This window comes from Streptomyces sp. NPDC002867, from assembly GCF_053591895.1.
The window spans coordinates 184,528-209,703 of sequence record NZ_JBSFUR010000001.1; the positions used below are offsets into that span (position 1 = coordinate 184,528).

Below are 25,176 nucleotides of genomic sequence, written 5' to 3' on the forward strand. Positions count from 1 at the left end.
CGAAGAGGTCCTGCGGCAGCTGGTGGCGTGGGTGCACTGTCCGTCACGCTGATGATCAGGACCGGCGTTTCAGGTGGTCCAGGGCGCGGCTCGGCGTCGCACACAAGAACGACTGCCCGGCCCGCTTGCCGCAGGGCACCCTATGGTGCCCGGCGGCAACGGGTAGGTCGGTACGCAGGGTCCAGCACACTAGCTCTGCGATATCACCCAGTAGCTTCCGCCGGCGCCGAAGCGAAGATGCGTGAGCGGCCGGGAGTGGGTGGTGCACGAATCCCAGAGCGGCACGTAGAGGGGGCAGAGATCCCAGTTGTAGCGAACGTCGTAGACGTTGAATCCCAGACCGTAGGAAGGACTGGCGGTACAGCTCAGGTACTTGTATGTCGGGATCCAGGGGGCGTCATACCCGGAGCAACTGGAGGAGGCGTAGGTGATGGCGCTTCCGTTGCCGCACCAGTCGGTGTGACCGGTGCCATGGAGCTGGTCCGTACCGACGCTCCTGGTGTCGTGGGACCAGCATCCGGAGGCGGCAGCCGCGGCCAGACCATTCTTGGAGTTCGCCCCGGCTGCGGAGGGATACAACGCACTGACGCTCTTGTGCGGTTTCGTGATCTCGTAGCGTGAGAGGTTCACATACTCGGCGAGTCCACGTGCTTTGACCTCTGCGGGGGGCAGTGCACGAATCATCTCGGTGCCGCCTGCCGCGTTCTTCCAGCTGACGGCAGCCGCCTCCGCGGTCTGCAGGTCGGGGTCGGGGCCTGTTGCCGCCTGGGCAGCGGGAGCGGCCATCGAGGCAGTCAGCAGGGCCGCGCTGATGAGGGTTCCGGCCTTGACGACTCGCCGCTGGTGTTGCTTTGCCATGCGCATTCTCCTTGGTTTGACAACTACTTGACGCAGCCTCATCCAAGGAGGACGCGATGGTCATGAGTAATTCCTGCTCGCTGATCGCCGGCAAGCGGTCTCTGTCGGTAAGTGGCCGTATTCGAATGAAGGTTGACTCACGCGAGGTCCCCGGGGCGGCCACGAGCTGAAGACCGCGCTCGAGGACTGGATCAAGACCCGGAACGGCATGGCAGGTGAGTAACAACTGCTCACGACAGTCATTGCAGGCAACTCCTAGGTTGTTCCCATCCATTGACGTCATGTCAGCACCGGAATTTGGGGGATACCCGCATGACTTTGCGATCACGGTTGAAGAAGGCGACCGTCGTCGGAGCGCTCGCACTGGCCACCACCGGGCTAGGGGTCTTCGCGGCGCCCTCCGCCTCGGCGGCGACGACGCCCATGTACCACATGAACTGCACGACCGGAATCTGGGGCAACCAGGGTTGGGGCACCTGCACCGGCACCGGGCGGTGGGTCGTCCGTGCCGAGTGCGCCTGGAGCCCGCTGTACTCCACCAGCGCCGGAGGGTGGACCGACGGAACGGTCACCAAGTGGACGGGCTCCTGCGCCTTCGGTGTCGAGTCCGTGCGGATCGTGGAGTACTGATCCGGTAAGGGCCGGGCAGAAGCAGGTGCGTCCGCCCCGGTGGCGGACGCACCTGCTCCGCCGTTGTTCAACCGTTCCGGCGCATCGACTGGCTTTGCCCGGCGAACGGGGTCTCACGGCTGGACACGCATCGCACATTCTCAGAGCGCCTCCCGTGGGACGCCGGGAAGCGCCTTTCTCGTATGAATGAGGGGAGAAATTCGTGTGCAGGGGGAAATGGCGGAGGACCGGCCGCAGCCGCCGGAAACCGCTTCGGCGGAGCCTGCTCCGGCCGGGGCAGGGCCGGCAGGCCGGGGGAGGGGAGTGACCCGGCGCGGCGTGCTGGTCGCCGCCGGGGCGACCGGAGTCCTTCTGGCGGTCTCCCCGGCAGATCCGGGTGTGGCCACCGACGGCGAAGGGCGGATCGCCGACCTCACCGCCGGCGACTCGGTCCAGACATCGCACGTCTACCGCAACGGCACCGTCCCGGGAGCCCACTCCGGCTCGATCGTCCTGCGAGCGGTGAAGGACGTCGAGGTACCCGACACCCTGCTCTGGAGTGACGGACAGGCCGGGAACACGCTGGTCCTCATGTCCGCTCTCGCCGGGGCGCCGGGGCCCGACTCGCGTTCCTCGGGCGTCCGCCTGTCCGGGATCGACGTACGGAACTCGCCGGTCACCTGGACCGGTGGGGAATCGGAGTCCGGCGAGTACGACATGGCGGGCTCCGGCTCTCCGAACTCCTGTCGCGGCGCCGGCCTGGCCGCGCCCCTGGGATCCCGCTACACGGACACCGCCACCGGTCGCCGATATCTGAAGACCGCCGGACCCCTGGTGATCACCGGATGGAATGGAGGAAGAGCACCCCGCCACAGGGGAGCTGGGCAGGGGCTCCGGAAGGCGGTTGCGATCCGCGGGCAGCCTGAGACGTGGGGCGAAATGCGGTTTCGGCTGACAGGTCCTGGTCTGTAGGGTCTGTCCGACGGCTTGCCCTCACGGTCGGTCCCCACTCTGCGGAAGCCGCCCCCCGGCTGGCGTGACAGCCAGGTGCTGCCCATCGAGGAAGCGGGCCGCCGTGACCCGGCCGTGAGTGCCGGCCGTCGGGGCGCACATCCCGGAGGGTTCCATGTCTGTTCGCACCCCGTGCCCCGACGTGTGGCATGGGCGGTGGCCCTTCGTGGGGCGTGAGGCCCAGACGGCCCTGCTCCGCGACGCGTGGCACGATCCCGGCTGCCACGGAGTGATCGTCTATGGGGACGCGGGCGTGGGGAAGAGCCGTCTGGCAGAGCGGTTCTGGGAGGAACTGGTGGCAGGCGGCTTCCGGGGCGGCAGGACGGTGGCCACCGCGGCGGCGGCCACGATTCCCCTGGGCGCGGTCGCTCACCTGCTGCCGCCGGGTCTTGACCTGTCGGATCCTCCCGCTGCCTTCCGGACAGCGGTCAAGGCCTTCGAGACCGGGGGGCGCGGCCGCTTCGTCATGCTCGTCGACGACCTCCACCAGCTGGACGCGGCCTCGGCGGCGTTGGTGACGCAACTGCTGACCGCGGGGGTGATGTTCCTCGTGGCCACTGTCCGATCGGGCCATGCGGCCGTCGACGCGGTACGGGCCCTGGACCAGTGCGACCGGATGCGAAGAATCGACCTGACGGTGCTTCAGTCCACGGAGACCGAGGCCGTGCTCTCCTCCGTCCTCGGCGGAAGTGTCGAGCGCCGGTCGAGCCTTGAGCTGCACCGGGCGAGCAACGGCAATCTGCTCTTCCTGAGGGAACTGGTGCTCGGCGCGCTGCAACGGGGCGATCTGGCCCGCCATGGCGAGCTGTGGCGGCTGTCGGGTCCGCCGACGGGTACCCGATGGCTCGCGGAGCGGATCGAGAACAGGCTCGCGACCGTCGACGCCGTCGGCCGCCACGCTCTCCAACTGCTCGCGCTCGCCGAGCCGCTCAGCGTGAGCGACCTCACCGCCCAGGTGCCCTCCGCCACGGTGGCCGAGCTGGAAGCAGCCGACCTGATCCACGTCCAGGCGGACGGCCGGCGCACCAGCGTGACGCTCGCGCACCCCCTGTACGGCGAGGTCATCAGCGCACAGCTTCCCGTCGTCACGCGTCGCAGCCTGCTGCGCGGTCTGCTGGAGAAGCTGGAGTCCCGCGGGACGCGCCGACGAGAGGACGCCCTGCGCACGGCGTCCTGGCAACTCGCCGCGACCGGGTCCGCGGACCCGGAGCTGATCACCGTGGCGGCCGGGCTTGCCCGCCACGGACACGACTACGAGCAGGTACTGACGCTTCTGCGAGCCCTGCCCGACACACACCGGTCGGTCAGCACCCGGATCCTCGAAGGAGAGGCCCTCTACCAGGTGGGCCGCCTCGGCGAGGCCGAGCAGATGCACTCGCACACCTACGCCCTGGCCCGCACCGACGAGGAGCGGCTGATCATCACCGTGGAGCGCACACAGAATCTGCTGTGGGGCGCGGGAAGGGCCGAGGAAGCGCTCAAGGCCCATACCGAAGGGCGCGCCGACATCAGCGACCCTCGCCTGCTCGCCGCCCTGGACATCGACCAGGGAGCGATCCACGTCATCGGCGGACAGCCGCAGGCCGGGCTGCGCCTCCTGCGGGGAGTGGAGGCCGTACCGGACGACCGGGCGCGCACCTACGGTCTCGGGATGAAGGTGCTCGGGCTCGGGTCCACCGGGCGCACGGCCGAGGCCATCGAGCTGGGGCAGGTCGCCTACGAGGAGCATGTGCGCGCCAGCACACACCTTCTCATCCAGCACCCTTCGGCGTCGCTGTCCGCCCTGTCCCTGGCGTATGCGGCAGCCGGTGATCTCGAGAACGCCCGCCGCGCCGCGGAGAGCGGCCACGCGAGCGCGGTCGAGGCGGGCGCGACCCAGCCTGCCGCCTGGCTCGCGTGGGGGCTCGGCCGCATCCACTGGCTGGCCGGCCGGGCGGCGGACTCCCGGCGCTGGCACGCCGAGGCCTTCACCGTCGCCCGTCAGCAGAACGTCTTGATCCTGCTGCGGCTCGCCGCCTCCGGACTGGCGGCCGCGGCCGCCCTCACCGGCGACACGGAGACCGCGGAGTCCGCCCACGCGGATTTCGACAGCTATCCGGACTTTCCGTTCATGGCCGGGGAAGACGCCTTGGGACGCGCCTGGTTGCTGGCCGCCAAGGGCGACCTGGTGGCCGGACGTGAGGTCCTGTACCAGGCCGCCGCCCGGGCCCGAGACGCCGAATACAGCAGCTCGGAGATGCTCCTGCTGACCGAGGCGGCACGGCTCGGCGGCGCCCGGCAGGTCTGTGAACGCCTCGCCGAGCTGGCTGCCTGCTGCGACGGGGCCTTTGCCGGCGCGCGGGCCGACCTGGTCGCCGCCATGGCCGCCCGGGACGCCGAAGCGCTGCTCGCGGCCGCCGAGCGGCTGGACGCCATTGGGGCCCACCTGCTGGCGGCCGAGGCGGCGGCCGACGCGGCCGGAATCCTTCGCGGCAGCGGCTCGGCGCGGGCGGCCACGGCGGCGGAGGCACGGGTGAGCCGGCTCACCCGGCACTGCCAGGGTGCCGTCACCCCGCTGCTGGCGCTCACCTCCGCGCCCACGCCCCTGACAAGGAGGGAATCGGAGATCGCGCTTCTCGCCGCGTCCGGGCTGTCCAGCAAGGAGATAGCCAACCGGCTGACGCTCTCCGTGCGCACGGTGGACAACCATCTGCGCCGGGTCTTCACCAAACTGGGCATCACCACCCGCCGCGAGCTGCCCGACGTACTGAGACGCGAGTGAGGCCCCCGGGCTCCGGACGGGACCTACGGGCCCACTCATCGGACTGCCCTGGTCCCGAGCTGAGCAGTGTGGGCATCAAGCGCGGCGGCCCATGCTCAACTGACGCCCCGGGTACGGGCGTACCGGCCCGGGGTGATGCCCACGACCCGCTTGAAGTGCCGGGTGAGGTGGGACTGGTCGTAGAAGCCGACGGCGGTCGCCACCTCGCCCGGCGGCCGTCCGTCGAGGAGCAGACGGCGGGCCAGGTCGACACGGCGGGACGTCACGTACTGATGGGGTGCGATGCCGAAGGCGGCGCTGAAAGCACGGACGAGATGCGTGGGGTGGGCGTGGACCAGGCGCGCGGCCTCTTCCAGGGTGATGACTTCGAGCAATCGCTCGTCGAGGAGGTCACGCAGGTTCTGGGCGACACCGCGGTCGGGCCCCGCGCTGCCGACGGCCGGCCTGGGGCGCAGGTGCTCGCGCAGGCGCTCGCCGATGAGGGCCAGACGGCTCTCGGCCTCGAACTCGTCTCCCCGGTTGGCGAGGGCTGTGTGCAGCTGTCCGACGCGTCTGCGCAGGACGGGATCGGTGAGGTCCGGGCCGTCCACCGCCGGCCCGATGAAGCTCTCGTCCAGCTGCGTCATGTCGAGGTAGAGCACGCGCTTGCGGAAGCCGTGAGGGGTGGCAGGTGAGCCGTTGTGTGGGACCTGCGGCGGGAGCAAACTGACGGTGTCGTTCGGGGTGCCGCGCTCGTGACGGTCCAGGTCGTAGCGGACCGCGCCGTCGTCGACAATCAGCAGGGTCCAGGCGTCGTGGACGTGCATGGGGTACGCGTGCTCGGTGAAGTGGGCGTGGAAGACCTCCACGACGCCCGCGACCGGCGGGCGCCAAGCAGAGATTTCCCGCGGGGCCATCACGCAAAGAACGTACAAGATGGAGAAGGCATGCATCCTCGAGTCTCGAAGCATGAGAACCAAGGATGAGACCGAGGCCGGGCCCGGGGTCGAGACCGGTGCAGGGTATGAGAACGTGCCTGTCCGCTTCGACACGAAGATCGCCGTACTGCTACGCGACGACCTGGAGCCCTGGCAGCGGCTGAATGTGACCGCCTTCGTGGTCAGCGGGCTCGGCACGGCGTCACCCGAGGTGATCGGCGAGCCGTACGCGGACGCCGACGACACCGCGTATCTGCCGATGTTCCGCCAGCCCGTGCTGGTCTTCGAGGGGACGAAGCAGACGCTCACCGCCGCGCACGGTCGTGCGCTGTCCCGTTCGCTTCCGAGGGCCGTGTTCACCTCCGATCTGTTCAGGACGGGCAACGACCGGGACAACCGGGCGGCTGTACGGGCCGTGGGCACGGACCAGCTCGATCTGGTAGGGATGGCCATCTACGGGCCGCGCAACGCGGTGGACAAGGTCCTCAAGGGCGCGCGGATGCACCCCTGAGCAAGGCAGCCTCACCGCAGAAGACCTCGCCTAAGCATCGACTGCTGTCGATCTCGACCCGACGGTGGAGCTGTCGCCGCTTACGAGCGGCAGATCCGCGACGCGGGCGAGGCGCCGGAAGGAACCGAGCAGCGCGTCGCGGTCGTACGTGCTCGTCGTCACCAGCACCTCGTCCGCGCCGGTGTCCTTGATCACCGTCTCCAGGGCGTCCGCGACCTGCTCCTCCGTGCCGGCGATGTGGCCCTCGAGCCCCGCGAGGTAGAAGCCGCGCTCCTTGTGGGTCATGGTCAGCGCCTCGATCCGCTCCGGCGGCAGCAGAGGCGGGAAGACGCCGTGCGTACGCGAGTACGCCATCGACCACGCCTCCGGCACGATGAGCCTGCGGGCGTCCTCCTCGGTCGCGGCGACCGCGACCGTGCCGGCGACGACCACGTACGGCCGCGCGGACCACTCGGACGGCTCGAAGCCGCTGCGGTAGCCCTCGACCGCGTCCAGCAGCTTCTTCCTGCCCCGCAGGTCACCGATGACCAGCGGGAGCCCGGCCCGGGCCGCGATCGCGGCCCCCTCGCCGGTGGCGAGCACGTACGGAGGAACCCCGAGACCCTCGGCGGGCCGGGCGTGCACCTGCGGATGCGCCCGCTGCCCGCCCGTGAACCAGCCCAGCAGCTCGTCGAGCTGCGCGGCGAAGTCGTCGGCGTCCTTCTTGTCCCGGCCGAGCGCCCTGCGGATGCCGTCGGTGAAGCCGACCGAGCGCCCGAGGCCCATGTCGATCCGGCCCGGGAACAGCGACTCCAGCACCCCGAACTGCTCGGCCACCACCAGAGGTTGGTGGTTGGGCAGCATCACACCGCCCGTGCCGACCCGGATGGTGGAGGTGGCCGCGGCGACCGCCGCGGCGAGCACGGTGGGCGCCGAACCGGCGACACCGGGCACGCTGTGGTGCTCGGACACCCAGAACCGGTGATAGCCCAGTGCCTCCAGCTCCTGGGCGAGGCGGACGGTGTCGCGCAGCGCGGCCGGCCCGTCGTGCCCCTCGCGGGTACGGGAACGGTCCAGTACGGACAGACGGGTGGCGGCGATCACTGAGCTCACCTTCTCCTCAACGCCGCTGAGCCGGGCGGATTCCCGCACCCGGCGGAGTCGCCGTCCGGTGTTGGCCTAGTCTCCTGCCGTGACGCGAAACACCGGGCCGCTGGCCGTATTCGACCTCGACGGGACGCTGTCGGACGCCGGGCACCGCCAGTACCTGCTGGAACGCATGCCGCGCGACTGGGACGCCTTCTTCGCCGCGGCCCCGCAGGACCCGCCGCTGCCGGAGGGGATCCGGCTGTGCAGGGAGGCGGCCGAGGAGTGCGAGGTCCTGTACCTCACGGGCCGGCCCGAGCGGTGCCGCGCGGACTCCCTCGACTGGATCGCCGCCCAGGGGCTGCCCGAAGGACGCCTGTTCATGCGGCGCAACGACGACCGGCGGCCCGCCCGCAGGACGAAGCTGGAGGTCCTGCGGCGGCTCGGCCGCGACCGGGAGATCCGCATGTTCGTCGACGACGACGAGCTGGTGTGTCAGGACGCCGAGCGCGCCGGATTCCGGGTGGTGCGGGCGCGGTGGGGCGCGAGGAGCACGAGTGAGGCGATGAAGGACGCGCAGGAGCGCGAGGGGCGTACCTAGGCCCCGCCGCGCCCGGGCCAGGCGTCAGGCGCCGTCCTCCAGGCGGAAGCCGACCTTCAGCCCGACCTGGTAGTGCTCGATCTGCCCCTCGACGATATGGCCCCTGACCTGCGTCACCTCGAACCAGTCGAGGCCCCGCAGCGTCTGGGACGCGCGCGAGATGCCGTTGCGGATGGCCTGGTCGAGGCCGTCCGGGGAGGTGCCCACGATCTCGGTGACACGGTAGGTGTGGTTCGACATGAGCGTCGCACTCCTCTCGATGCGTTCACTCCACGGTGCCCCACGGGAGGGAGTCCCGCGAGGCGTCGCATCCGGGCGACGGTGCCGTGCGACCACCCGGCCGCTGCGCCCCTCCCCTGAACGTGAGCCGGCGCGTGTGGGGGCGACCGACGCCGAGGGCACGAGGCCCCGCTCGTGCCGCCCGCGCCGGAGCCGCTGCCTGCGATGCCTGGGCTGCGCCATGTTCGCGGGGCGCTCGGAGGGCCGGCGGCCATGGCGCACACGTGCGTCGGGTGTCCTGCGCCTGATAGGCGCCCGTGGGAAGTCCCGACGCGATGCGCCGGGGAGGCGGCCATCGCCGCTGACCGCGGCGACCCGGTTCGCGTGACCGCACGCCGGTCGGAGCGGCGGTAGCCGGTGCCGCTCCGGCGCCTGCGCTGGATGGGCCGTCCGGCGCGCGAAGCGAACCGTGCGCACCACGACGCCCTCCACGGGAGAGGCCGGACGTGCGGCGCAGCTGGGGCCGCACCGACCCGCCCCCACGTCACGCCGCCAGGAGCTCCGCGCGGAACGACGCGGCCGTCCGGCGGGCCTCGCGCAGGCCGATGCGGTCGAACTCGCCCTCCAGCGCGGCGAGTTCGGCCAGGCTCTCGTCCTGCGGGCGGCCGCAGCGGAAGCGTGACCGGGCGAGGCCCAGGCGGGCCAGCGCCGCGCCCCGCGCCTCGTCCATCTCCTCGAACTCGCGCAGCGCCATTCCGTAGACGGCGCAGGCCTCCTCGTAACGCCCCGCCCGGAACAGGACGTTGCCGCGCATCTTGTGGTTGTACGCCAGCGCTCCCGCCAGCTCCATCTCCCGGCAGACGGCCTCGGCCCGCGTCAGCAGCCCGAGGGCCCGGTCCGTCGCGCCCCGCAGCGACAGCACGTCGGCCATGCCGCGCAGCGACCAGGCGCGCCCGCGGGCGTCGTCGGCCTCGGACGCGATCCGTACGCACTCCGTGAACAGCTCCAGCGCCGTGGCGTGGTCGCCGGTGTTCCGGTGCATCTGGGCGATGCCGGACATCGCCCACACCATGTGCCGCGACTCGCCGTGCGCCCGCGCCTGCCGCAGGAGTTGCTCGTGCAGGTCGGCCACGGCCGCGTAGTCGCCCTGTATCCGGCCGGTCTCGGCGAGACCGGCGAGGGCGTAGCCGTGGGCGATGCGGTCGCCCGCCGCGTCCGCGCACGAGACGGCGGCGGACAGCAGCCTGCGCGCGAGCCGCAGGGCGCCGCACTGCCGTGCCAGCGTCCCGCCGCTCCACAGCGCCCACGCCATCCCCGCCGGGTCACCGGCCTCGCGCGCACAGCGGTAGCTGTCCTGCCACGCGGCCCTCGCGTCGGCGGAGCGCCCCAGCCGCCGGTTGGCCTCGGCGAGCGCCAGTGCGGCCCGGGCCCGCTCGAGGGCCGATCCCGCCTCGTGCCGGGCGCGCAGCGCGGTGGCGAGGACCTCGTCGTACGAGGAGTTCACGCCCAGCGCCGAGCCCAGATCGCCCTGGTACTCCGGAGCGAATGCCTTGCCGTACATGTCGAAAGCGCCTCCTGACCGTGGGGGGTTCGATCAAGAAGCTATGAGCGTCGGCGCGTAGCCCGGATCAGCCTGCTGATGTGTTCGCGAGGTCGGCCCCAAGTGCTACGCGGCGGTACCGGTCATCATCACGACGGACGGGCCGCTGGCGATATCGGCCCGCACGGTCCGGCGCGGGGGTTGACCCGTCCTTTGGTCCATACCAAAATCCAGCCACACCCGTGCGAGCGCGCGCGCTTCCCCCCATGTCGGGTCCGTCATCCGTGCCCTCACGCAGAAGGTGACCCCGTGAAGAACCGCGCGCTCGTTCTGTCCACCGCTCTTGTGTGTGCCGTCACGCTCGCCGGCTGCGGGCTCGTGCCGGGCGGCTCCGGCACCCGGACCGTGCACATCTGGCTGATGAAGGACAGCGTCTCCCAGGACTTCCTCGACCGCTTCACCGAAGCCTTCGAGGAGCAGCATCCCGGCATCGAGCTCGACGTCGCCTTCCAGGAGTGGACCGGCATCGGGAAGAAGGTCACCGCGGCCCTGGCGAGCGACGACGCCCCCGAGATCATCGAGGTCGGCAACACCCAGGTCGCCCAGTACGCCGAGAGCGGCGCCCTGCGCGACCTCACCCTCGAGTCCGTCCGCGACCTCGGCAACGAGGACTGGCTGCCCGGCCTCGCGGAACCGGGCAGCGTCAACGGCTCCCAGTACGGCATCCCCTGGTACGCGGCCAATCGCGTCGTCATCTACCACAAGGACCTCTTCGCCGAGGCCGGCGTCGAGGAGCCGCCGAAGACCCGTGCGGAGTGGCTGGAGGTCTCCGAACGGCTCGACACCGCGGGCACCGACGGCATCTACCTGTCCGGCCAGGACTGGTACACACTGGCCGGCTTCATCTGGGACGAGGGCGGCGAGCTCGCCGTGGAGAAGGCCGGCGAATGGGAGGGCGCGCTGCACACCCCGGCCGCCCTGCGCGGCATGGACTTCTACAAGCGGCTCCAGTCACACGGCTCCGGACCCAAGGACGGCGACGAGGAGACCCCGCCCCAGGCCCAGGTCTTCGCCAAGGGCACGGTCGCCCAGATGATCGCGGTGCCCAGCGCGGCCACCGTCATCGAGCAGGCCAATCCCGCGCTCAAGGGCAAGCTCGGCTTCTTCCCGGTACCCGGCCGGACCGCCGCCGAGCCCGGCGCGGTCTTCATCGGCGGCTCCGACCTCATCGTGCCCGAGAACTCCGCCGAGCGGGCCGCCGCCGTCGAGGTGGTCTCCGCCCTGGCGAGCGACACATGGCAGCTCGACCTCGCCCGCACGATGAACTACGTGCCGAACAAGACCACGCTCGCCGACGAGCTGGAGGGCGAGGAGGGCACCTCCGCCATGGCCGCCGGCGCGGCACAGGGCAGAGCCACCCCGAACTCCCCGCAGTGGGCGAACGTCGAGGCGGACAACCCGATCAAGCCGTACATGACGGCCGTCCTGACGGGCCGGGACCCGCGGCGCGCCGCGCGGACCGCCTCCGACCGCATCACCGCCGCGCTGCTTCCCTGACCCGGGGCACCGGAGGGTGAACGGATCCGTACGCCGAATGCCCGGCATTCAGCGTTCGCACATCCACACTCCGCCGGGCGGTCATGTCGAATCCAGCCGGCCACGGAAGAAGTAAGGAGCCGGGCCGCCGCACCCGCGGTCCGTCCCCTTCGTCCGGCACAGGAGACCGCCATGCCAGCATCGCCCGTCGTCGCCGCCCCGGTGCCCGCCCTGATCCCGGCCCCCGCCCCCGCCCCGGCGCCGGCCCAGGCCCCCGGGGCCGACGAGCCCCGCTACATCGTCTCGCTCGCCCGGGACCAGGAGGACGTGCGCGCCGCCCAGCGGCTGCGCCATCAGGTGTTCGCCGGAGAGATGGGCGCCCGCCTCGACGGCCCGGAGCCGGGGCTCGACACCGACGCCTTCGACGCGTACTGCGACCACCTCCTCGTCCGCGAGGCGGTGACCGGCGACGTCGTCGGCACCTACCGGCTGCTGCCCCCCGAGCGCGCCCGCATCGCCGGCCGCCTCTACTCGGAGGGCGAGTTCGACCTCGCCCGCCTGGAGCCCATCCGGGACGACCTCGTCGAGGTCGGCCGCTCCTGCGTGCACCCCCTGCACCGCAACGGCGCCGTCATCGCCCTGATCTGGGCCGGCCTCGCCCGCTACATGACCCGCACCGGGCACAACTGGCTGGCCGGTTGCTGCTCCCTCCCGCTCGCCGACGGCGGCACGCTCGCCGCCGCGACGTGGGACACCGTGCGCGCCAAGAACCTCGCCCCGCAGGAGTACTGGGTCACCCCGCACAAGCTCTGGAACGCGGACGGCGTCGCCCGCCCTGCGGGACGCGTAGAACTCCCGCCCCTGCTGCGCGGCTACCTGCGGCTCGGCGCCTGGGTCTGTGGCGCCCCCGCGCACGACCCGGACTTCAACGTCGCCGACCTGTACGTCCTGCTGTCGCTGCGCCGCACCAACCCCCGCTACCTGCGCCACTTCCTCTCCCTCGCCCCGGTGCGATGAGCGTCTGGCTGCCCACGGCGCCGTGCACGCCCGAGGCGTGCGCCACCCACACGGGACGGACGGCCGCAGCGCCGCTCGCCGTGCTCCGCCTGCTCGCCGGCGTGTCGGCCGTCCTCGCCGGGGTGGTTCTCTCCCCGTTCGCGGCGCTGCTCGGCCTGCTGTTCGGCCCGCGGGCACGGCACGTGCTGACCCGGTACTGGGCGCGCGCGGTGCTGTGGGCCTTCGGCGTACGCCTGCGCGTCACCGGCGTGCCGCACGGCGAACGCGCCTCGCTCGTCGTCGCCAACCACATCTCCTGGCTGGACATCCCGCTGATCGCCGCCGTGATGCCGGGCCGGATGCTGGCCAAGACCGAGGTGCGCCGCTGGCCGGTCCTCGGCCCGCTGGCGGCCCGGGGCGGCACGCTGTTCCTCGAACGCGACCGGCTGCGCGCCCTGCCCGCCACCGTCGCCGCGATGGCCGACGCCCTCCGCGGCGGCGCCCGGGTGATCGTCTTCCCCGAGGGCTCCACCTGGTGCGGCCGGGGCCAGGGCCGGTTCCGGCCCGCCGCGTTCCAGGCCGCCCTGGACGCGGGTGCCGCCGTCCAGCCCGTGCACATCGGCTACGGGCCCACCGGCGCGGCCGCGTTCGTGGGCGACGACCCGCTCCCGGCGTCCCTGTGGCGGGTCGTGACGGCCGGTGCTCTCACCGCGGAGATACGGCTGCTGCCGCCGATCCTCCCCGGCAGCCGCACCGACCGCCGTTCACTCGCCCTGTCGGCTCAGCTCGCCGTCGACAGGCTCAGCGCGAAGCGGCCCGCCTCGTCGGTCCACCAGTGCGTCAACTCCATACCCGCAACCGCCAGTTCGCTGCGCACACCGGCCTGACGGAACTTCGCCGACACCTCGGTGCGCAGCTCCTCGCCCGCCTCGAACGGCACCACCAGATCCAGCGCACGGATCTTCACGCTGAGCGCGGAACGGGCCCGCAGCCGCATCTCGATCCACTCGTTCTCGCGGTCCCAGACCGCCACGTGGTCGAAATCGGCCGGGTCCACGTCCGCGCCCAGCTCCCGGCCGATGACGGCGAGCACGTTCTTGTTGAACTGCGCCGTCACCCCGGCCGCGTCGTCGTACGCGCGCACCAGCACGTCCTCGTCCTTCACCAGGTCGGTGCCCAGCAGCAGCGAGTCGCCCGGCGACAGTAGATCGCGCACCGACTTCAGGAACACCGCGCGCTCGGCCGGCAGCAGATTGCCGATCGTGCCGCCGAGGAACGCGACCAGCCTCGGCCCCGGCGTGCCGGGCAGCGCCAGGCCACGGGTGAAGTCCGCGATCAGCGCGTGCACAGCGAGCTCGGGCCGTTCCGCGAGCAACGCCTTCGCGGCTCCCGTCAGGGCGCTCTCGCTCACGTCCACGGGCACGTAGGTGTGCAGATCCGTCAGCGCGTCCAGGAGGAAACGCGTCTTCTCCGACGACCCCGACCCCAGCTCGACGAGCGTGCGGGCCCCGGTCGCCGCCGCGATCTCCCCGGCGCGCGCGGCCAGGATCTCCCGCTCGGCACGGGTGGGGTAGTACTCGGGCAGCCGCGTGATCTCCTCGAACAGCTCGCTGCCGCGGGCGTCGTAGAACCACTTGGGCGGCAGCACCTTCGGCGTGCGGGTCAGGCCGTGCAGCACGTCGGCACGCAGATCGGCGTCCGTCGCGTCCTCGGGCAGGGTGCGGGTCAGCAGGAACGGGCTCACTGGGTCGGCTCCTTGAGCTCGGTCAGCAGGAGATCGGCGCGCGTCGCGGTCAGCAGGGTCCGGTCCGGCACCTCCTGCCAGCGGGGATCGTCGTCGTACGGCTCCGAGGCGACGACCAGGCGGCCGCCGGAACCGGTGAGGTACCACAGGGTGTCGCCCCACGCGGTCGCGGCGATCGCGCGGCCGTCGGTGAGGAGGAGGTTCAGCCGGGAGGCGCCGGCCGCGGCAGCCGCGTCGCGCACGGTGTCGGCGAGGGCCTGACCGAGGCTGTCGCCCGCCCGCAGCCGGCGCAGCACCAGTGCCCAGATCAGGGCCGAGTCGTTGCGCGCCTCCAGCGACAGCAGCTCCGCCGTCGGCAGTGACGCGGCCAGGCCGGCCAGGGAACCCGGCCAGCCCTTCACCGCGCCGTTGTGGCTGAACAGCCAGCGGCCGGAGGCGAACGGCGCGGCCGCCGCCTCGTTGTCCGCCCCGGGCTCGGTGGCATCGCGCACGGCCGCGAGCAGCGCCTCGCTGCGCACGACCCGGGCGAGATCGGTGAAGGACAGGTCGGCCCAGATCGGCCCGGCGCGACGGTAGCGGGCGGGCAGCGGATCGCCCTCCGCGTACCAGCCGACACCGAAACCGTCCGCGTTCACCGTGCCGTAGCGCTGCCGGCGGGGCGCCCACGACTGGCGCATCAGGGCGTGCTCCGGGGCGGTGAGCAGTGCGCCCAGCGGCTCCGGCGGCCCGAGGTAGGCGAGGTGCCGGCACATCAGGCGGCACCTCCCGTGCGCACCTCGGCGTCCCGCGCGGTACGGAAACCGGAGAAGATCTGCCGGCGCACCGGCAGGTCCCAGTTGCGGAAGGTGCCCCGGCAGGCCACCGGGTCCACGGCGAACGACCCGCCCCGCAGCACCTTGTGCGCGCTGCCGAAGAACACCTCGGAGTACTCGCGGTACGGGAACGCGGCGAAACCGGGATACGGCAGGAAGTCGCTCGCCGTCCACTCCCACACGTCGCCGATCAGCTGACGCACCCCGAGCGGCGAGGCGCCCCCGGGGTAGCCGCCGGCCCGGGCGGGCCGCAGATGACGCTGCCCCAGATTGGCGTGCACCGGCTCCGGATCGGCGTCGCCCCACGGGTAGCGCCGGGAGCGTCCCGATTCCGGATCGTGCCGGGCCGCCTTCTCCCACTCTTCCTCGGTCGGCAGCCTGCGGCCGGCCCACCGGGCGTACGCGTCGGCCTCGTACCAGCTCACGTGCAGCACCGGCTCGTCCGCCGGCACCTCCTCGGTGACACCGAAGCGCCGCCGCAGCCACACCTCGCCCTCGCGCCGCCAGAACAGCGGTGCCGCGATGTCATGCGCCCGGATCTGGTCCCAGCCCTCCTCGGCCCACCAGCGCCGTTCCGTGTAGCCGCCGTCGTCGATGAACGCCTGGTACGCGCCGCACGTCACCGGCACCGTGTCGATCCAGAAGGCGGGCACGTCCCGCCGGTGCGCGGGCCGCTCGTTGTCCAGCGCCCACGGTTCCGTCGAGGTTCCCATGGTGAAAGGGCCGCCGGGCACCAGGATCTCGGCCGGAAGAGGCTCCACGGGGTGGGCGGGCGGCTCCGGCGCGGTGAGCGCCGCAGGGCCCTTGCGGAGCTGATGGGTGATCAGCATCGTCTCGTCGTGCTGCTGTTCGTGCTGAGCGATCATGCCGAAGGCGAAGGCGGCGTCGACCAGCGGAGCCCCCTCCAGCGGGGTGCGCTCCAGGATGTCCAGCACCCGGCCGCGTACGTCGGCGGCGTACACACGCGCCTCGGCCGGAGCCAGCAGCGGCAGCGACGGGCGGGACGCCCGGGGGTGCTCGAAGGCGTCGTACAGGGAGTCGATGTCCGGCCGCAGCGCCTCACGGCCGCCGACGGCGCGCACCAGCCACTGCTCCTCCTGGTTGCCGATGTGCGCAAGGTCCCACACCAGGGGGGACATCAACGGCGAGTGCTGAGCCGTCAGTTCGCCGTCGTCGACGCACGAGGTGAGGACGGCGGTACGGGAACGGGCACGGGTCAGCGCGTCGAGTGCGTCGCGCCGCAGTTCGTCGGTCATGAGACAGGCTCCCAGGGCACGGAGGAATCGAGCTGGTCGTCGGCGGGGCACCGGCCCGGCAGGACGTGGCGCTCGTGGAATGCGGCGACGCTCCCGCGCACGGCCTCGGACGCGCCCATGCGGTCCAGGGCCTCCAGCGCGACGGCGAAGCAGGTGAGGGCCGCGGCGTGCAGCTCGGGGTCGGCGAGCCCGTGCCGGGCGGCGGCCACCCACAGCGGGTTGCGCGGCGCCCGCCGCGAACCGGCGTACTCCGCCAGCGGTTTGACCGCCCGGTACACCGTCTCCGCGGCCTCCGGGTCGTCGAACAGCGCGGTGGTCACGGCGAGCGGCACCATCCAGCCGTCCTCGCCCGGCTGGGCGTCGATCATGCGCAGCTCGAGGTGCCCGCGCGGCCGGACCGGCGGGAAGAGGGTGGTCAGGTGGTAGTCGAGGTCCTCTGCCGTCGGCGGCCGCGGCGCTCGCGAGCGCAGCCACTGCCGGAACGTGAGCCCTTGCGGGGAGTCCCAGTCACCCTCCTCCCGGCGCAGGCACATCACCGGCGCGTCCAGGGCGTGCGCGGCCCAGGCGGAGCGCGGTTCCCGCAGCGGGTCCGGGGCCATCGGGCGGACGGGGTCGAGGGCGTCCCACACGGCCTGCCGGGCCGAACGCCAACCGGTGCGGCGTCCGGCGCGAACGGAGGAGTTGGCGAAGGCGGCCACGAGAACCGCGCCCAGCAGATGGGCCAGCAGCCAGCGTCTGGCGTGTCCGAGCGGGCCGGGTTCCTCCTCGCCCGCGTCCAGGCAGACCTGCACGGACGCGGAACTGCACATCATCGTGCGCCCGGCCGGACCGGAACGGTCCAGATGCCGTTCCATCGCGTCGTAGCGCGGATCGTGGAGGAGCCGGCGGGGCGGGTGCCAGGGATCGAGACCGTATCCGGTCGTGGCCAGACCCGCGGTGCGCAGCACGGCCCGTACGGCGCGCAGGTCGGCGGCGGTGGAGTCGATGCACTCCATCAGGCTCGCGGCGGGGCGGGAGCTGAGCTCCAGCTGGCCGCCCGGCTCGAACGTCAGAGCCGAGTCCAGCGTCAGGGCACGTACCTCGTCGAACGCCGCCGCGAGGCGTCCGGACGGTACGGGTGTGCGGGGCCGGTCGAGATCATGGACCAGCCACTCGACCTCCACGCCCACGGTGCGGGGCGGGCCGGTCTTGAAGCAGATACATCGGAGCAGGTCCTCGGCTTCGTCCTCCGATATCGGAGGCCCGAAGTCGCCGGTATCCGGTGGATGCATGAATCCACTCCTCCCGTCACAGGCCCTCGGCAGGGCCTGAAGCTTCAACCTAAGGCCACCGCCGCCGGTTCGCACAAGAGTGCCCTTGAGGAGCGGAAATACGGTTGCCGGTGTCCTCACTGGTCACGGAGCATGCCGCCATGAGCGCACGACTGCGGGGGATCGCGAGACAGAACGAGGAGATCGTCGCGACGGGGGGATACCGCCTGCCGGACGGCCGTGAGATACGCCTGGGGGAGGCCGTCGCCGCCGCCGTCGAGGGAACGCGGCTGTACGGCCCCGAGCCCGTCGAGGTCATGCCCGACACCGGTCGCGCGACCGGTGTCGAGGTCACCGGCGAGAGCAGCACCCAGGCGGCCCGGCGGCTGACCGCCGCGGCGCCCGGACCCTCCCCCAGCCCTCGGCCGGGGGGACCCCCATGTCCCGCTTCGGTCGCCGTGCTCAACTTCGCCTCCGCACGCAATCCCGGAGGCGGCTACGTGAACGGCGCACAGGCGCAGGAAGAGGCCCTGTGCCGCGCCTCCGCGCTGTACACCACGCTGCTGCGCGCTCCCGCGTACTACGAGCACCATCGCGCGGACCGCAGCCCGTTCTACTCGGACCGCGTCATCCACTCCCCGAACGTCCCCGTCTTCCGCGACGACCGGGGACAGCTCCTCGAAGCCCCGTACCTGGCCGGATTCCTCACCTCGCCCGCCCCGAACGCCGGAGTGATCACCCGCCGTACACCGGAGGAGGCGCACCGCATCCCCGCCGCTCTCGCCGCCCGTGCGGAACGCGTCCTGGAGGTCGCCGCCGTCAACGGCTACCGCCGCCTCGTGCTCGGCGCCTGGGGCTGCGGAGTCTTCCGCAACGACCCCGCCGAGGTCGCCGGTGCGTTCCGTTCGCTGCTGGGGCCCGGCGGCCGGTTCGCGGGCCACTTCGACGAGGTCGTGTTCGCCGTCCTGGACCGCACGGCGGGAGAGAGAACCCTCGGGGCGTTCCGCCGGGTCCTCGGCGGCGAGGCCGCGTAGGGCCGGCTTCGGCGTGCCGGCGTGAGATCCGGCCATCCGGCGTCTCGGGGCACGTGCGCGGGGCCGCCGCGGCCACGCCATGACGGGCGCCGCCAGCAGGCCCGCAGCACCCCCGTGAGCAGTTCGTCCGCACCAATGCCCTTTGTTTCCGCCGAGTTGGGGCCAGGGATGTTTCCGGCCATACGCCGGATCCGGTGCACGGCCGGTCTGGAAGGATGACGCGGGCGATGAGCCAGACACCCGAACTGCCCGTGGAACGCTCCGTCCCGACCAGTGCCGACGTCGCCCGGCTGGCCGGCGTCTCCCGGGCCACCGTCTCGTACGTCCTCAACAACACCGCGTCGGTCCGGATCAGCGAAGCCACCCGGCTGAGGGTCCGCGCCGCCGCCGAGGAACTGGGGTACGTGCCCCACGCCGCGGCCCGCAGTCTGCGCGCCGGACGCACCCGCACCGTGCTGCTGCCCACGGCCCACCTGCCGCTCGGACCGCTGCCCGGGCCCTTCTCCGACGAGTTCCAGCGGGCCCTGCGCCGCCTGGACTACACCGTCGTCCAGTACGGCAGCCTCGGCCTCGAAGGGGACGAAGCCGCGCGGGCCTGGGCCGAGTTGCGGCCGGTCGCCGTCGTGTGCCTCGGCGACGCGGAGCCCACGGCACACGGCGTGGAGGTGCTCAAACGGTCCGGTGCCCGGGCCGTCGTCACCCTCGGGCCGCACATCGTGGAGGGCGCGCACGCGCTCGTCATGGACCAGCGCGCGGTCGGCGGCTGCGCGGCGGCGCATCTGATCCGGCGCGGCCGGCGGGCCGTGGGGGTGGTCGTGCCCGAGGAGGCGGCACTGCGTCCGACCGCCGGGGCGCGCCTGGAAGGCGCGTTCGCCGCCGCCGACGGCACGGCCGCGCGCATCGTCCCGCTGACCATGGCGTACGAGGAGGAGTCGGCGGCGGTGCTCGCCGCCCGCTGGCGCGCACTCGGCCTGGACGGCGTCTACGCGTACGACGACGAGTACGCGATGCTGCTCATGCGCGCCCTGCAGGACGAGGGCGTCGACATCCCCGGCGAGACCGCCGTGATCGGCGCCGGGGACCTGCTGCTCGGCAGGCTGCTGCGGCCCCGGCTGAGCACGGTGAGCATCGACCTCGTCAGCGGGCGCCGGCTCGCCGAGCTCGTGGACCGCGTGGTACGCGAGCCGGGGACGCGGCCCGAGCGGCACGAGCTGATGGCGGTGGGGCCGGTGCAGCGCGAGTCGAGCTGACGCCGCGGGAAGAGGCGCCGGGCCCGTGGTGACGACATGCGAGCGCGGCGGGGGGTGTCTAGCGTCGCCTGCATGAGTACTCAACCGCAGCGCTTCGGGATCCTGATCCTGCCCGAGCACGTCGAGGGCGACGACCCGGTCACCGCGGCCGACAGCGCGATCCGCTCGGCCGTCGTCGACGCCACCGGCGAGCTGGGCGCCTCCGGCTACCCGCGCTACGTCGGCGACGGGGTCGAGGCCGACATCGACCCGCTGACCCGCACGGTGGAGGCGCTGCTGGTCGACGGGGCCGAGCTCGGCTACGGGCTCACCGTGCGGGTGGTGGACGCCGCGGATGCCTGAGCGGCCGCCGGCCCCGGGCGGCCGTTGACAGGGGGCGGGGACCGGCACAGACTCGGGCGACTCGATTGTGGACCATGGTTCATCAGGGGAACCTCGGTCCTGGCCCGGGAGAGAATCGATGAGTATCCGCGACGTCTACATCGTCGACGCCGTCCGCACTCCGATCGGAAAGTTCGGGGGCGCCCTCTCCTCCGTGCGGCCCGACGACCTCGCCGCCCATGTCGTCAAGGCGCTCGTGGACCGTACTCCGGAGCTCGACCCGGCGCGCATCGACGATGTCGTCTTCGGCGACGCCAACGGCGCGGGCGAGGACAACCGCGACGTCGCCCGGATGGCGGTACTGCTGGCCGGCCTGCCCGTCTCCGTGCCCGGTGTGACCGTCAACCGCCTGTGCGGCTCCGGACTCGAGGCCGTCATCCAGGCCGCCCGGGCCGTCGCGCTCGGCGACGCCTCGATCGCGATCGCGGGAGGCGTCGAGTCCATGTCCCGCGCCCCCTGGGTGCTGCAGAAGCCGGAGCGCGCCTTCCCCGCCGGCCACCAACAGCTCCACTCGACCACCCTGGGCTGGCGCATGACCAACCCGCGCATGCCCGCCGAGTGGACCGTGCAGCTCGGCGAGGGCGCCGAACTCGTCGCCGACAAGCACGGCATCGGCCGCGAGCAGCAGGACGCGTTCGCCCTCGCCAGCCACCGCAAGGCCGCCGAGGCGTGGGCGAAGGGGCTCTACGACGGCGAGGTCGTCGCGTACGAGGGCGTGGACCTGCCGCGCGACGAATGCATCCGCGACACGACCTCGATGGAGGCGCTCGCCAAGCTGAAGCCCTCGTTCCGCCCCGACGGCACGGTGACCGCGGGCAACGCCTCACCGCTCAACGACGGTGCGGCCGCGTTGCTCCTCGTCGACGAGGAGGGACTGCGGGCGACGGGCCGGGAACCGCTGGCCCGTGTCCGCGCCTCAGCGGTGACGGGCATCGAGCCGCAGCTGTTCGGCCTCGGACCGGTGGAGGCGGTGCAGCGGGCGCTGGCGAAGGCGGACCGGTCGTTCGGCGATCTGACGGCCTTCGAGCTCAACGAGGCCTTCGCCGCCCAGTCACTCGGCTGTCTCGCCGAATGGCCGGAGCTGGACCCGGCCGTGGTCAATCCGCGCGGTGGCGCCATCGCCATCGGTCATCCGCTCGGCGCGTCCGGGGCGCGGCTGGCCGGTGCGGTCGCCCACCAGCTCGCGGCGGCCGGCTCCGGCACGGGCGTCGCGGCGCTGTGCATCGGTGTGGGGCAGGGCCTCGCCCTGGTCCTCGAACGCTGACGACGGGCGCCACGCGGACGGCGGGAACTCCCGCGTGGCCCGGACACGCACGAGACGCGGACGGCCGGGGTTCCGCGAGGGACGAGCCCTCGCGGAACCCCGGCCGTAACCGTGTGTGCCGAGCGCCGCTGCCGCCGGCCGGACCGCGCCGGGTCAGCCGGCTTCCGGTGAGCCGCCGTTCTTCTGCGCCTCCTCGATCGACTTGCGCACCTCGTCCATGTCCAGCGCACGAGCCTGCCCGATCACGTCCTCCAGCGTGGCCTCCGGCAGCGCACCGGGCTGCGCGAACACGGCCACGTTGTCGCGGACGATCATCAGTGTCGGGATGGAACGGATCTCGAAGGCCGCGGCCAGCTCCTGCTGCGCCTCCGTGTCGACCTTGGCGAAGACCAGATCGGGGTGCCGCTCCGAGGCGCCCTCGAAGACGGGGGCGAACTGACGGCAGGGTCCGCACCAGGAGGCCCAGAAGTCGATCAGGATGAAGTCGTTGTCGGTCACGACCTGATCGAAGTTTTCCTTGGTGAGCTCGAGTGTGCTCATCGCCTGTCTACCTCTTCCTGGTGTCCGGTGGACTCGCCCCGCACAACGGCGCCCGGGGCCGTGCTATTCCTGCCCCTGCCCATGTGGCCAGGTCGCACACGCGGCAGCAGACTGACCCTATGACCCAAGCTGTGGAGTACGACGTCGTAGTGCTCGGTGCGGGCCCCGTGGGGGAGAACGTGGCCGACCGGACCAGAGCGGCGGGCCTGAGCACCGCGGTCGTGGAGAGCGAGCTGCTCGGGGGTGACTGCTCGTACTGGGCCTGTATCCCCAGCAAGGCGCTGCTGCGGCCGGTGATCGCCCGCGCCGACGCCCGACGGCTCCCGGGACTGAGCGACGCGGTCCAGGGCCCCCTCGACACCCGGGCCGTCCTGGCCCGCCGCGACGAGCAGGTCTCCCACTGGAAGGACGACGGACAGGCCGCCTGGCTCGACTCGATCGGCGCCCGCGTCTACCGCGGTCGCGGCAGGCTGCACGGCCCCAGAACGGTCGTCGTCGACGGACCCGAGGGCGAGCACCACGTGCTGACCGCCCGGCACGCCGTCGCCGTCTGCACGGGCAGCCGCGCCGTCGTGCCCGACCTGCCCGGCCTCAGGGGCGCGCACCCGTGGACGAGCCGTGAGGCCACCAGCGCGCGCGAGGCGCCCGGGCGGCTCGCGATCGTGGGCGGGGGAGTCGTCGGCGTCGAGATGGCCACCGCCTGGCAGGCCCTGGGCTCCCAGGTCGCGCTGTTCGCGCGCGGCGACGGGCTCCTGCCCCGCATGGAGCCGTTCGTCGGCGAACACGTCGCGGCGGCGCTCAAGGAGGCGGGCGCGGACGTGCGGCTCGGCACCTCCGTCGCGGCCGTCGACCGCCCCGGCGGCCGCACCGGGCCCGTGACGCTGGTCCTGGAGGACGGCAGCAGGGCAGAGGCGGACGAGATCCTGTTCGCCACCGGACGCGCCCCGCGCACCGACGGCATCGGACTGGACTCCGTCGGCCTGGAGGACGGCTCCTGGCTGACCGTCGACGACAGTTGCCTGGTCGACGGAACCGACTGGCTCTACGCGGTCGGAGACGTCAACCGCCGCGCCCTGCTGACCCATCAGGGCAAGTACCAGGCCCGGATCGCCGGGGCGGCCATCGCGGCGATGGCCCGGCACGTACCCGTGCTGGAGAACGACCGCTGGGGAGCCCACAGGGCATCCGCCGACCACTTCGCCGTGCCCCAGGTCGTCTTCAGCGACCCCGAGGCGGCGGCCGTCGGCCTCTCGCTCGCCGAGGCCGAGAAGGCGGGCCACCGCGTACGCGCCGTCGACTACGACCTCGGCTCGGTGTCGGGAGCGGCGCTGTACGCGGAGGGCTACCGCGGCCAGGCGCGCATGGTCGTCGACCTGGACCGCGAGGTGCTGCTCGGCGTCACCTTCGTCGGCCCGGGCGTCGGCGAGCTGCTGCACTCGGCGACCGTCGCGGTCGCGGGCGAGGTGCCGATCGACCGTCTGTGGCACGCCGTTCCGGCGTTCCCGACGATCAGCGAGATCTGGCTGCGGCTGCTGGAGACATACCGGGGCTGATGCCGCGTCACGGTGCCCGGTCCGGTGCGTCCGGACCGGGCACCGTCGTGTCCGGGCCGGGAAATCCTTGTCCGGCACCTTGACGGGCGGCTCCTCGCCCCTGAGTCTGAGAGCGCTCTCACGGAGATGGCCGACCCCCACCGACATCGACGCCGAGGAGGTGGAACATGCGTGTTCCACGGAAATCGCTCGCACTCGCGGCCGCCGCCCTGCTGTGCGCCGCGGGCTTCACCGCCGCCGGGCCGACGGCCCCGGCCGACGCCACGATCCCGGCCGACGCCCGGGCCGGCGCCGCGGTTCCGGAGACCGTGCCGCTGACCATCACCAACAACTCGGGCCGCAGTGAACCGGTCCACGTCTACAACCTCGGCACCCAGCTGAGCAGTGGCCGTCAGGGCTGGGCCGACGCCTCCGGCACGTTCCACGCCTGGCCGGCCGGCGGCAACCCGCCCACTCCCGCACCCGACGCCTCGATCACCGGTCCGGCCAACGGCCGTTCCCTCACCATCCGCGTCCCCAAGTTCTCCGGCCGGATCTACTTCTCGTTCGGGCAGAAGCTGGTCTTCAAACTCACCACCGGCGGCCTCGTGCAGCCCGCCGTGCAGAACCCGTCCGACCCCAACCGCAACATCCTCTTCAACTGGTCGGAGTACACGCTCAACGACGCCGGCCTCTGGCTCAACAGCACCCAGGTCGACATGTTCTCCGCCCCGTACGCGGTCGGCGTGAAGGCGGCCGACGGCACGGTGAGGAACACCGGCCGGCTGAAGCCCGGCGGGTACCGCGGGTTCTACAACGCGCTGCGCGGCCAGCCCGGCGGCTGGGCGAACCTCATCCAGACCCGCTCCGACGGCACCGTCCTGCGCGCCCTCGCCCCCGGCCACGGCATGGCGGCCGGTGCCCTGCCCGCAGGCGTCATGGACGACTACGTCAACCGCGTCTGGAACAAGTACGCCGGCTCGACGCTCACGGTCACCCCGTTCGCCGACCGTCCGGGCACCAAGTACTACGGACGCGTCTCGGGCGGCGTCATGAACTTCACCGACGCCTCCGGTGCCGTGGTCACCTCGTTCCAGAAGCCCGACACGGACAGCATCTTCGGCTGCTACAAGAAACTGGACGCGCCCAACGACCAGGTGCGCGGCCCCATTTCGCGCACCCTGTGTGCCGGATTCAACCGCTCCACCCTGCTGGTCAACCCCAACCAGCCCGACAGCAGCAACGCGAACTTCTACCGGGACACGGTCACCAACCACTACGCCCGCAAGATCCACGCGCAGATGGCGGACGGCAAGGCGTACGCCTTCGCCTTCGACGACGTCGGCGCCCACGAATCGCTGGTGCACGACGGCAACCCGCAGCACGCGTACATCACGCTGGACCCGTTCGACTGACGGGCCGCCGGCGCCCCGCCGGCCGACGCGGCGGCCGCTCCCGGGACCGTGGTCCCGGGAGCGGCTCGCTGTCC

At 72.4% G+C, this 25,176-nt stretch carries 24 protein-coding genes; 14 read left to right on the forward strand and 10 right to left on the reverse strand.

Going from position 1 to position 25,176, the window contains the following annotated elements; translation table 11 throughout:
- Window positions 1-189: 189 nt before the first annotated feature.
- Window positions 190-858: a hypothetical protein gene (locus ACWD0A_RS00875; protein ID WP_451293302.1), complete on the reverse strand. Its 669-nt coding sequence runs from the start codon at window positions 856-858 to the stop codon at window positions 190-192.
- Window positions 859-1,170: 312 nt separating this feature from the next.
- Here ACWD0A_RS00875 and ACWD0A_RS00880 point away from each other — a divergent pair, with 312 nt between their 5' ends.
- From ACWD0A_RS00880 to ACWD0A_RS00890, 3 genes are all read left to right on the forward strand, one after another.
- Complete coding sequence (locus ACWD0A_RS00880) at window positions 1,171-1,488, forward strand: hypothetical protein (protein ID WP_451293304.1); 318 nt, start codon at window positions 1,171-1,173, stop codon at window positions 1,486-1,488.
- A 303-nt stretch (window positions 1,489-1,791) separates the two neighbouring features.
- A complete protein-coding gene (locus tag ACWD0A_RS00885) occupies window positions 1,792-2,439 on the forward strand; it encodes a hypothetical protein (RefSeq protein WP_451293306.1) in 648 nt (215 codons plus the stop codon).
- 154 nt (window positions 2,440-2,593) lie between these two features.
- Complete coding sequence (locus tag ACWD0A_RS00890) at window positions 2,594-5,239, forward strand: LuxR C-terminal-related transcriptional regulator (RefSeq protein ID WP_451293307.1); 2,646 nt, start codon at window positions 2,594-2,596, stop codon at window positions 5,237-5,239.
- A gap of 95 nt (window positions 5,240-5,334) precedes the next feature.
- Here ACWD0A_RS00890 and ACWD0A_RS00895 read toward each other — a convergent pair whose 3' ends face one another.
- Window positions 5,335-6,135, reverse strand: coding sequence for an AraC family transcriptional regulator (locus ACWD0A_RS00895; protein WP_451293539.1), 801 nt, complete (start codon window positions 6,133-6,135; stop codon window positions 5,335-5,337).
- A gap of 52 nt (window positions 6,136-6,187) precedes the next feature.
- Here ACWD0A_RS00895 and ACWD0A_RS00900 point away from each other — a divergent pair, with 52 nt between their 5' ends.
- A complete protein-coding gene (locus ACWD0A_RS00900; protein ID WP_451293309.1) occupies window positions 6,188-6,667 on the forward strand; it encodes a DUF2000 family protein in 480 nt (159 codons plus the stop codon).
- Window positions 6,668-6,697: 30 nt separating this feature from the next.
- Here the strand turns inward: ACWD0A_RS00900 and ACWD0A_RS00905 are convergent, their stop codons facing one another.
- Entirely contained in the window at window positions 6,698-7,759 is a 1,062-nt protein-coding gene (locus ACWD0A_RS00905; RefSeq protein ID WP_451293311.1) for an MsnO8 family LLM class oxidoreductase, read from the reverse strand.
- 79 nt (window positions 7,760-7,838) lie between these two features.
- Between ACWD0A_RS00905 and ACWD0A_RS00910 the strand changes: the two genes are divergently transcribed.
- Window positions 7,839-8,333, forward strand: coding sequence for a phosphatase domain-containing protein (locus ACWD0A_RS00910; RefSeq protein ID WP_451293313.1), 495 nt, complete (start codon window positions 7,839-7,841; stop codon window positions 8,331-8,333).
- Window positions 8,334-8,357: 24 nt separating this feature from the next.
- Here the strand turns inward: ACWD0A_RS00910 and ACWD0A_RS00915 are convergent, their stop codons facing one another.
- Window positions 8,358-8,573, reverse strand: a complete 216-nt coding sequence (locus tag ACWD0A_RS00915) for a dodecin (RefSeq protein ID WP_451293315.1) — start codon at window positions 8,571-8,573, stop codon at window positions 8,358-8,360.
- A 523-nt stretch (window positions 8,574-9,096) separates the two neighbouring features.
- Window positions 9,097-10,113: a tetratricopeptide repeat protein gene (locus ACWD0A_RS00920; protein WP_451293317.1), complete on the reverse strand. Its 1,017-nt coding sequence runs from the start codon at window positions 10,111-10,113 to the stop codon at window positions 9,097-9,099.
- A 288-nt stretch (window positions 10,114-10,401) separates the two neighbouring features.
- Between ACWD0A_RS00920 and ACWD0A_RS00925 the strand changes: the two genes are divergently transcribed.
- From ACWD0A_RS00925 to ACWD0A_RS00935, 3 genes are all read left to right on the forward strand, one after another.
- Entirely contained in the window at window positions 10,402-11,649 is a 1,248-nt protein-coding gene (locus ACWD0A_RS00925; RefSeq protein ID WP_451293319.1) for an extracellular solute-binding protein, read from the forward strand.
- 171 nt (window positions 11,650-11,820) lie between these two features.
- Complete coding sequence (locus tag ACWD0A_RS00930; RefSeq protein ID WP_451293321.1) at window positions 11,821-12,645, forward strand: GNAT family N-acetyltransferase; 825 nt, start codon at window positions 11,821-11,823, stop codon at window positions 12,643-12,645.
- The gene (locus tag ACWD0A_RS00935) at window positions 12,642-13,511 is read left to right on the forward strand and encodes a lysophospholipid acyltransferase family protein (protein ID WP_451293323.1); all 870 of its coding nucleotides are present in this window, start codon (window positions 12,642-12,644) and stop codon (window positions 13,509-13,511) included. The genes ACWD0A_RS00930 and ACWD0A_RS00935 overlap by 4 nt, the downstream gene beginning before the upstream one ends.
- Here ACWD0A_RS00935 and egtD read toward each other — a convergent pair.
- Genes egtD through egtA form a run of 4 tightly spaced genes read right to left on the reverse strand, consistent with a single transcriptional unit; the run spans window position 13,406 to window position 17,707 of the window.
- On the reverse strand, window positions 13,406-14,368 hold the full coding sequence (egtD, locus tag ACWD0A_RS00940) for an L-histidine N(alpha)-methyltransferase (protein WP_451293325.1): 963 nt from the start codon (window positions 14,366-14,368) through the stop codon (window positions 13,406-13,408). The two genes, ACWD0A_RS00935 and egtD, sit on opposite strands and share 106 nt — an antisense overlap.
- Entirely contained in the window at window positions 14,365-15,120 is a 756-nt protein-coding gene (gene egtC / locus ACWD0A_RS00945; protein WP_451293327.1) for an ergothioneine biosynthesis protein EgtC, read from the reverse strand. The genes egtD and egtC overlap by 4 nt, the downstream gene beginning before the upstream one ends.
- Window positions 15,120-16,436, reverse strand: a complete 1,317-nt coding sequence (egtB, locus tag ACWD0A_RS00950; RefSeq protein ID WP_451293329.1) for an ergothioneine biosynthesis protein EgtB — start codon at window positions 16,434-16,436, stop codon at window positions 15,120-15,122. Before egtB ends, egtC begins: the two co-directional genes overlap by 1 nt.
- On the reverse strand, window positions 16,433-17,707 hold the full coding sequence (gene egtA / locus ACWD0A_RS00955) for an ergothioneine biosynthesis glutamate--cysteine ligase EgtA (RefSeq protein ID WP_451293331.1): 1,275 nt from the start codon (window positions 17,705-17,707) through the stop codon (window positions 16,433-16,435). Before egtA ends, egtB begins: the two co-directional genes overlap by 4 nt.
- A gap of 140 nt (window positions 17,708-17,847) precedes the next feature.
- Between egtA and ACWD0A_RS00960 the strand changes: the two genes are divergently transcribed.
- The 4 genes from ACWD0A_RS00960 (at window position 17,848) to ACWD0A_RS00975 (ending at window position 21,615) form a co-directional block, all read left to right on the forward strand.
- On the forward strand, window positions 17,848-18,720 hold the full coding sequence (locus ACWD0A_RS00960; RefSeq protein WP_451293333.1) for a TIGR02452 family protein: 873 nt from the start codon (window positions 17,848-17,850) through the stop codon (window positions 18,718-18,720).
- A 227-nt stretch (window positions 18,721-18,947) separates the two neighbouring features.
- Window positions 18,948-19,970 carry a LacI family DNA-binding transcriptional regulator gene (locus tag ACWD0A_RS00965; protein ID WP_451293335.1) on the forward strand — a complete coding sequence of 341 codons (1,023 nt, stop codon included), beginning with the start codon at window positions 18,948-18,950 and terminating at the stop codon, window positions 19,968-19,970.
- Between the two features lie 72 nt (window positions 19,971-20,042).
- Window positions 20,043-20,312, forward strand: a complete 270-nt coding sequence (locus ACWD0A_RS00970; RefSeq protein ID WP_177147267.1) for a hypothetical protein — start codon at window positions 20,043-20,045, stop codon at window positions 20,310-20,312.
- A gap of 118 nt (window positions 20,313-20,430) precedes the next feature.
- Window positions 20,431-21,615 carry a thiolase family protein gene (locus tag ACWD0A_RS00975; protein WP_451293337.1) on the forward strand — a complete coding sequence of 395 codons (1,185 nt, stop codon included), beginning with the start codon at window positions 20,431-20,433 and terminating at the stop codon, window positions 21,613-21,615.
- 153 nt (window positions 21,616-21,768) lie between these two features.
- Here the strand turns inward: ACWD0A_RS00975 and trxA are convergent, their stop codons facing one another.
- Window positions 21,769-22,155, reverse strand: coding sequence for a thioredoxin (trxA, locus tag ACWD0A_RS00980; RefSeq protein ID WP_451293339.1), 387 nt, complete (start codon window positions 22,153-22,155; stop codon window positions 21,769-21,771).
- Between the two features lie 119 nt (window positions 22,156-22,274).
- On the opposite strand from trxA, the gene ACWD0A_RS00985 reads away from it, so the two are divergent.
- A complete protein-coding gene (locus tag ACWD0A_RS00985; protein ID WP_451293341.1) occupies window positions 22,275-23,708 on the forward strand; it encodes a dihydrolipoyl dehydrogenase family protein in 1,434 nt (477 codons plus the stop codon).
- A 167-nt stretch (window positions 23,709-23,875) separates the two neighbouring features.
- Window positions 23,876-25,102 carry a glycoside hydrolase family 64 protein gene (locus ACWD0A_RS00990; protein WP_451293343.1) on the forward strand — a complete coding sequence of 409 codons (1,227 nt, stop codon included), beginning with the start codon at window positions 23,876-23,878 and terminating at the stop codon, window positions 25,100-25,102.
- Window positions 25,103-25,176: the final 74 nt, after the last annotated feature.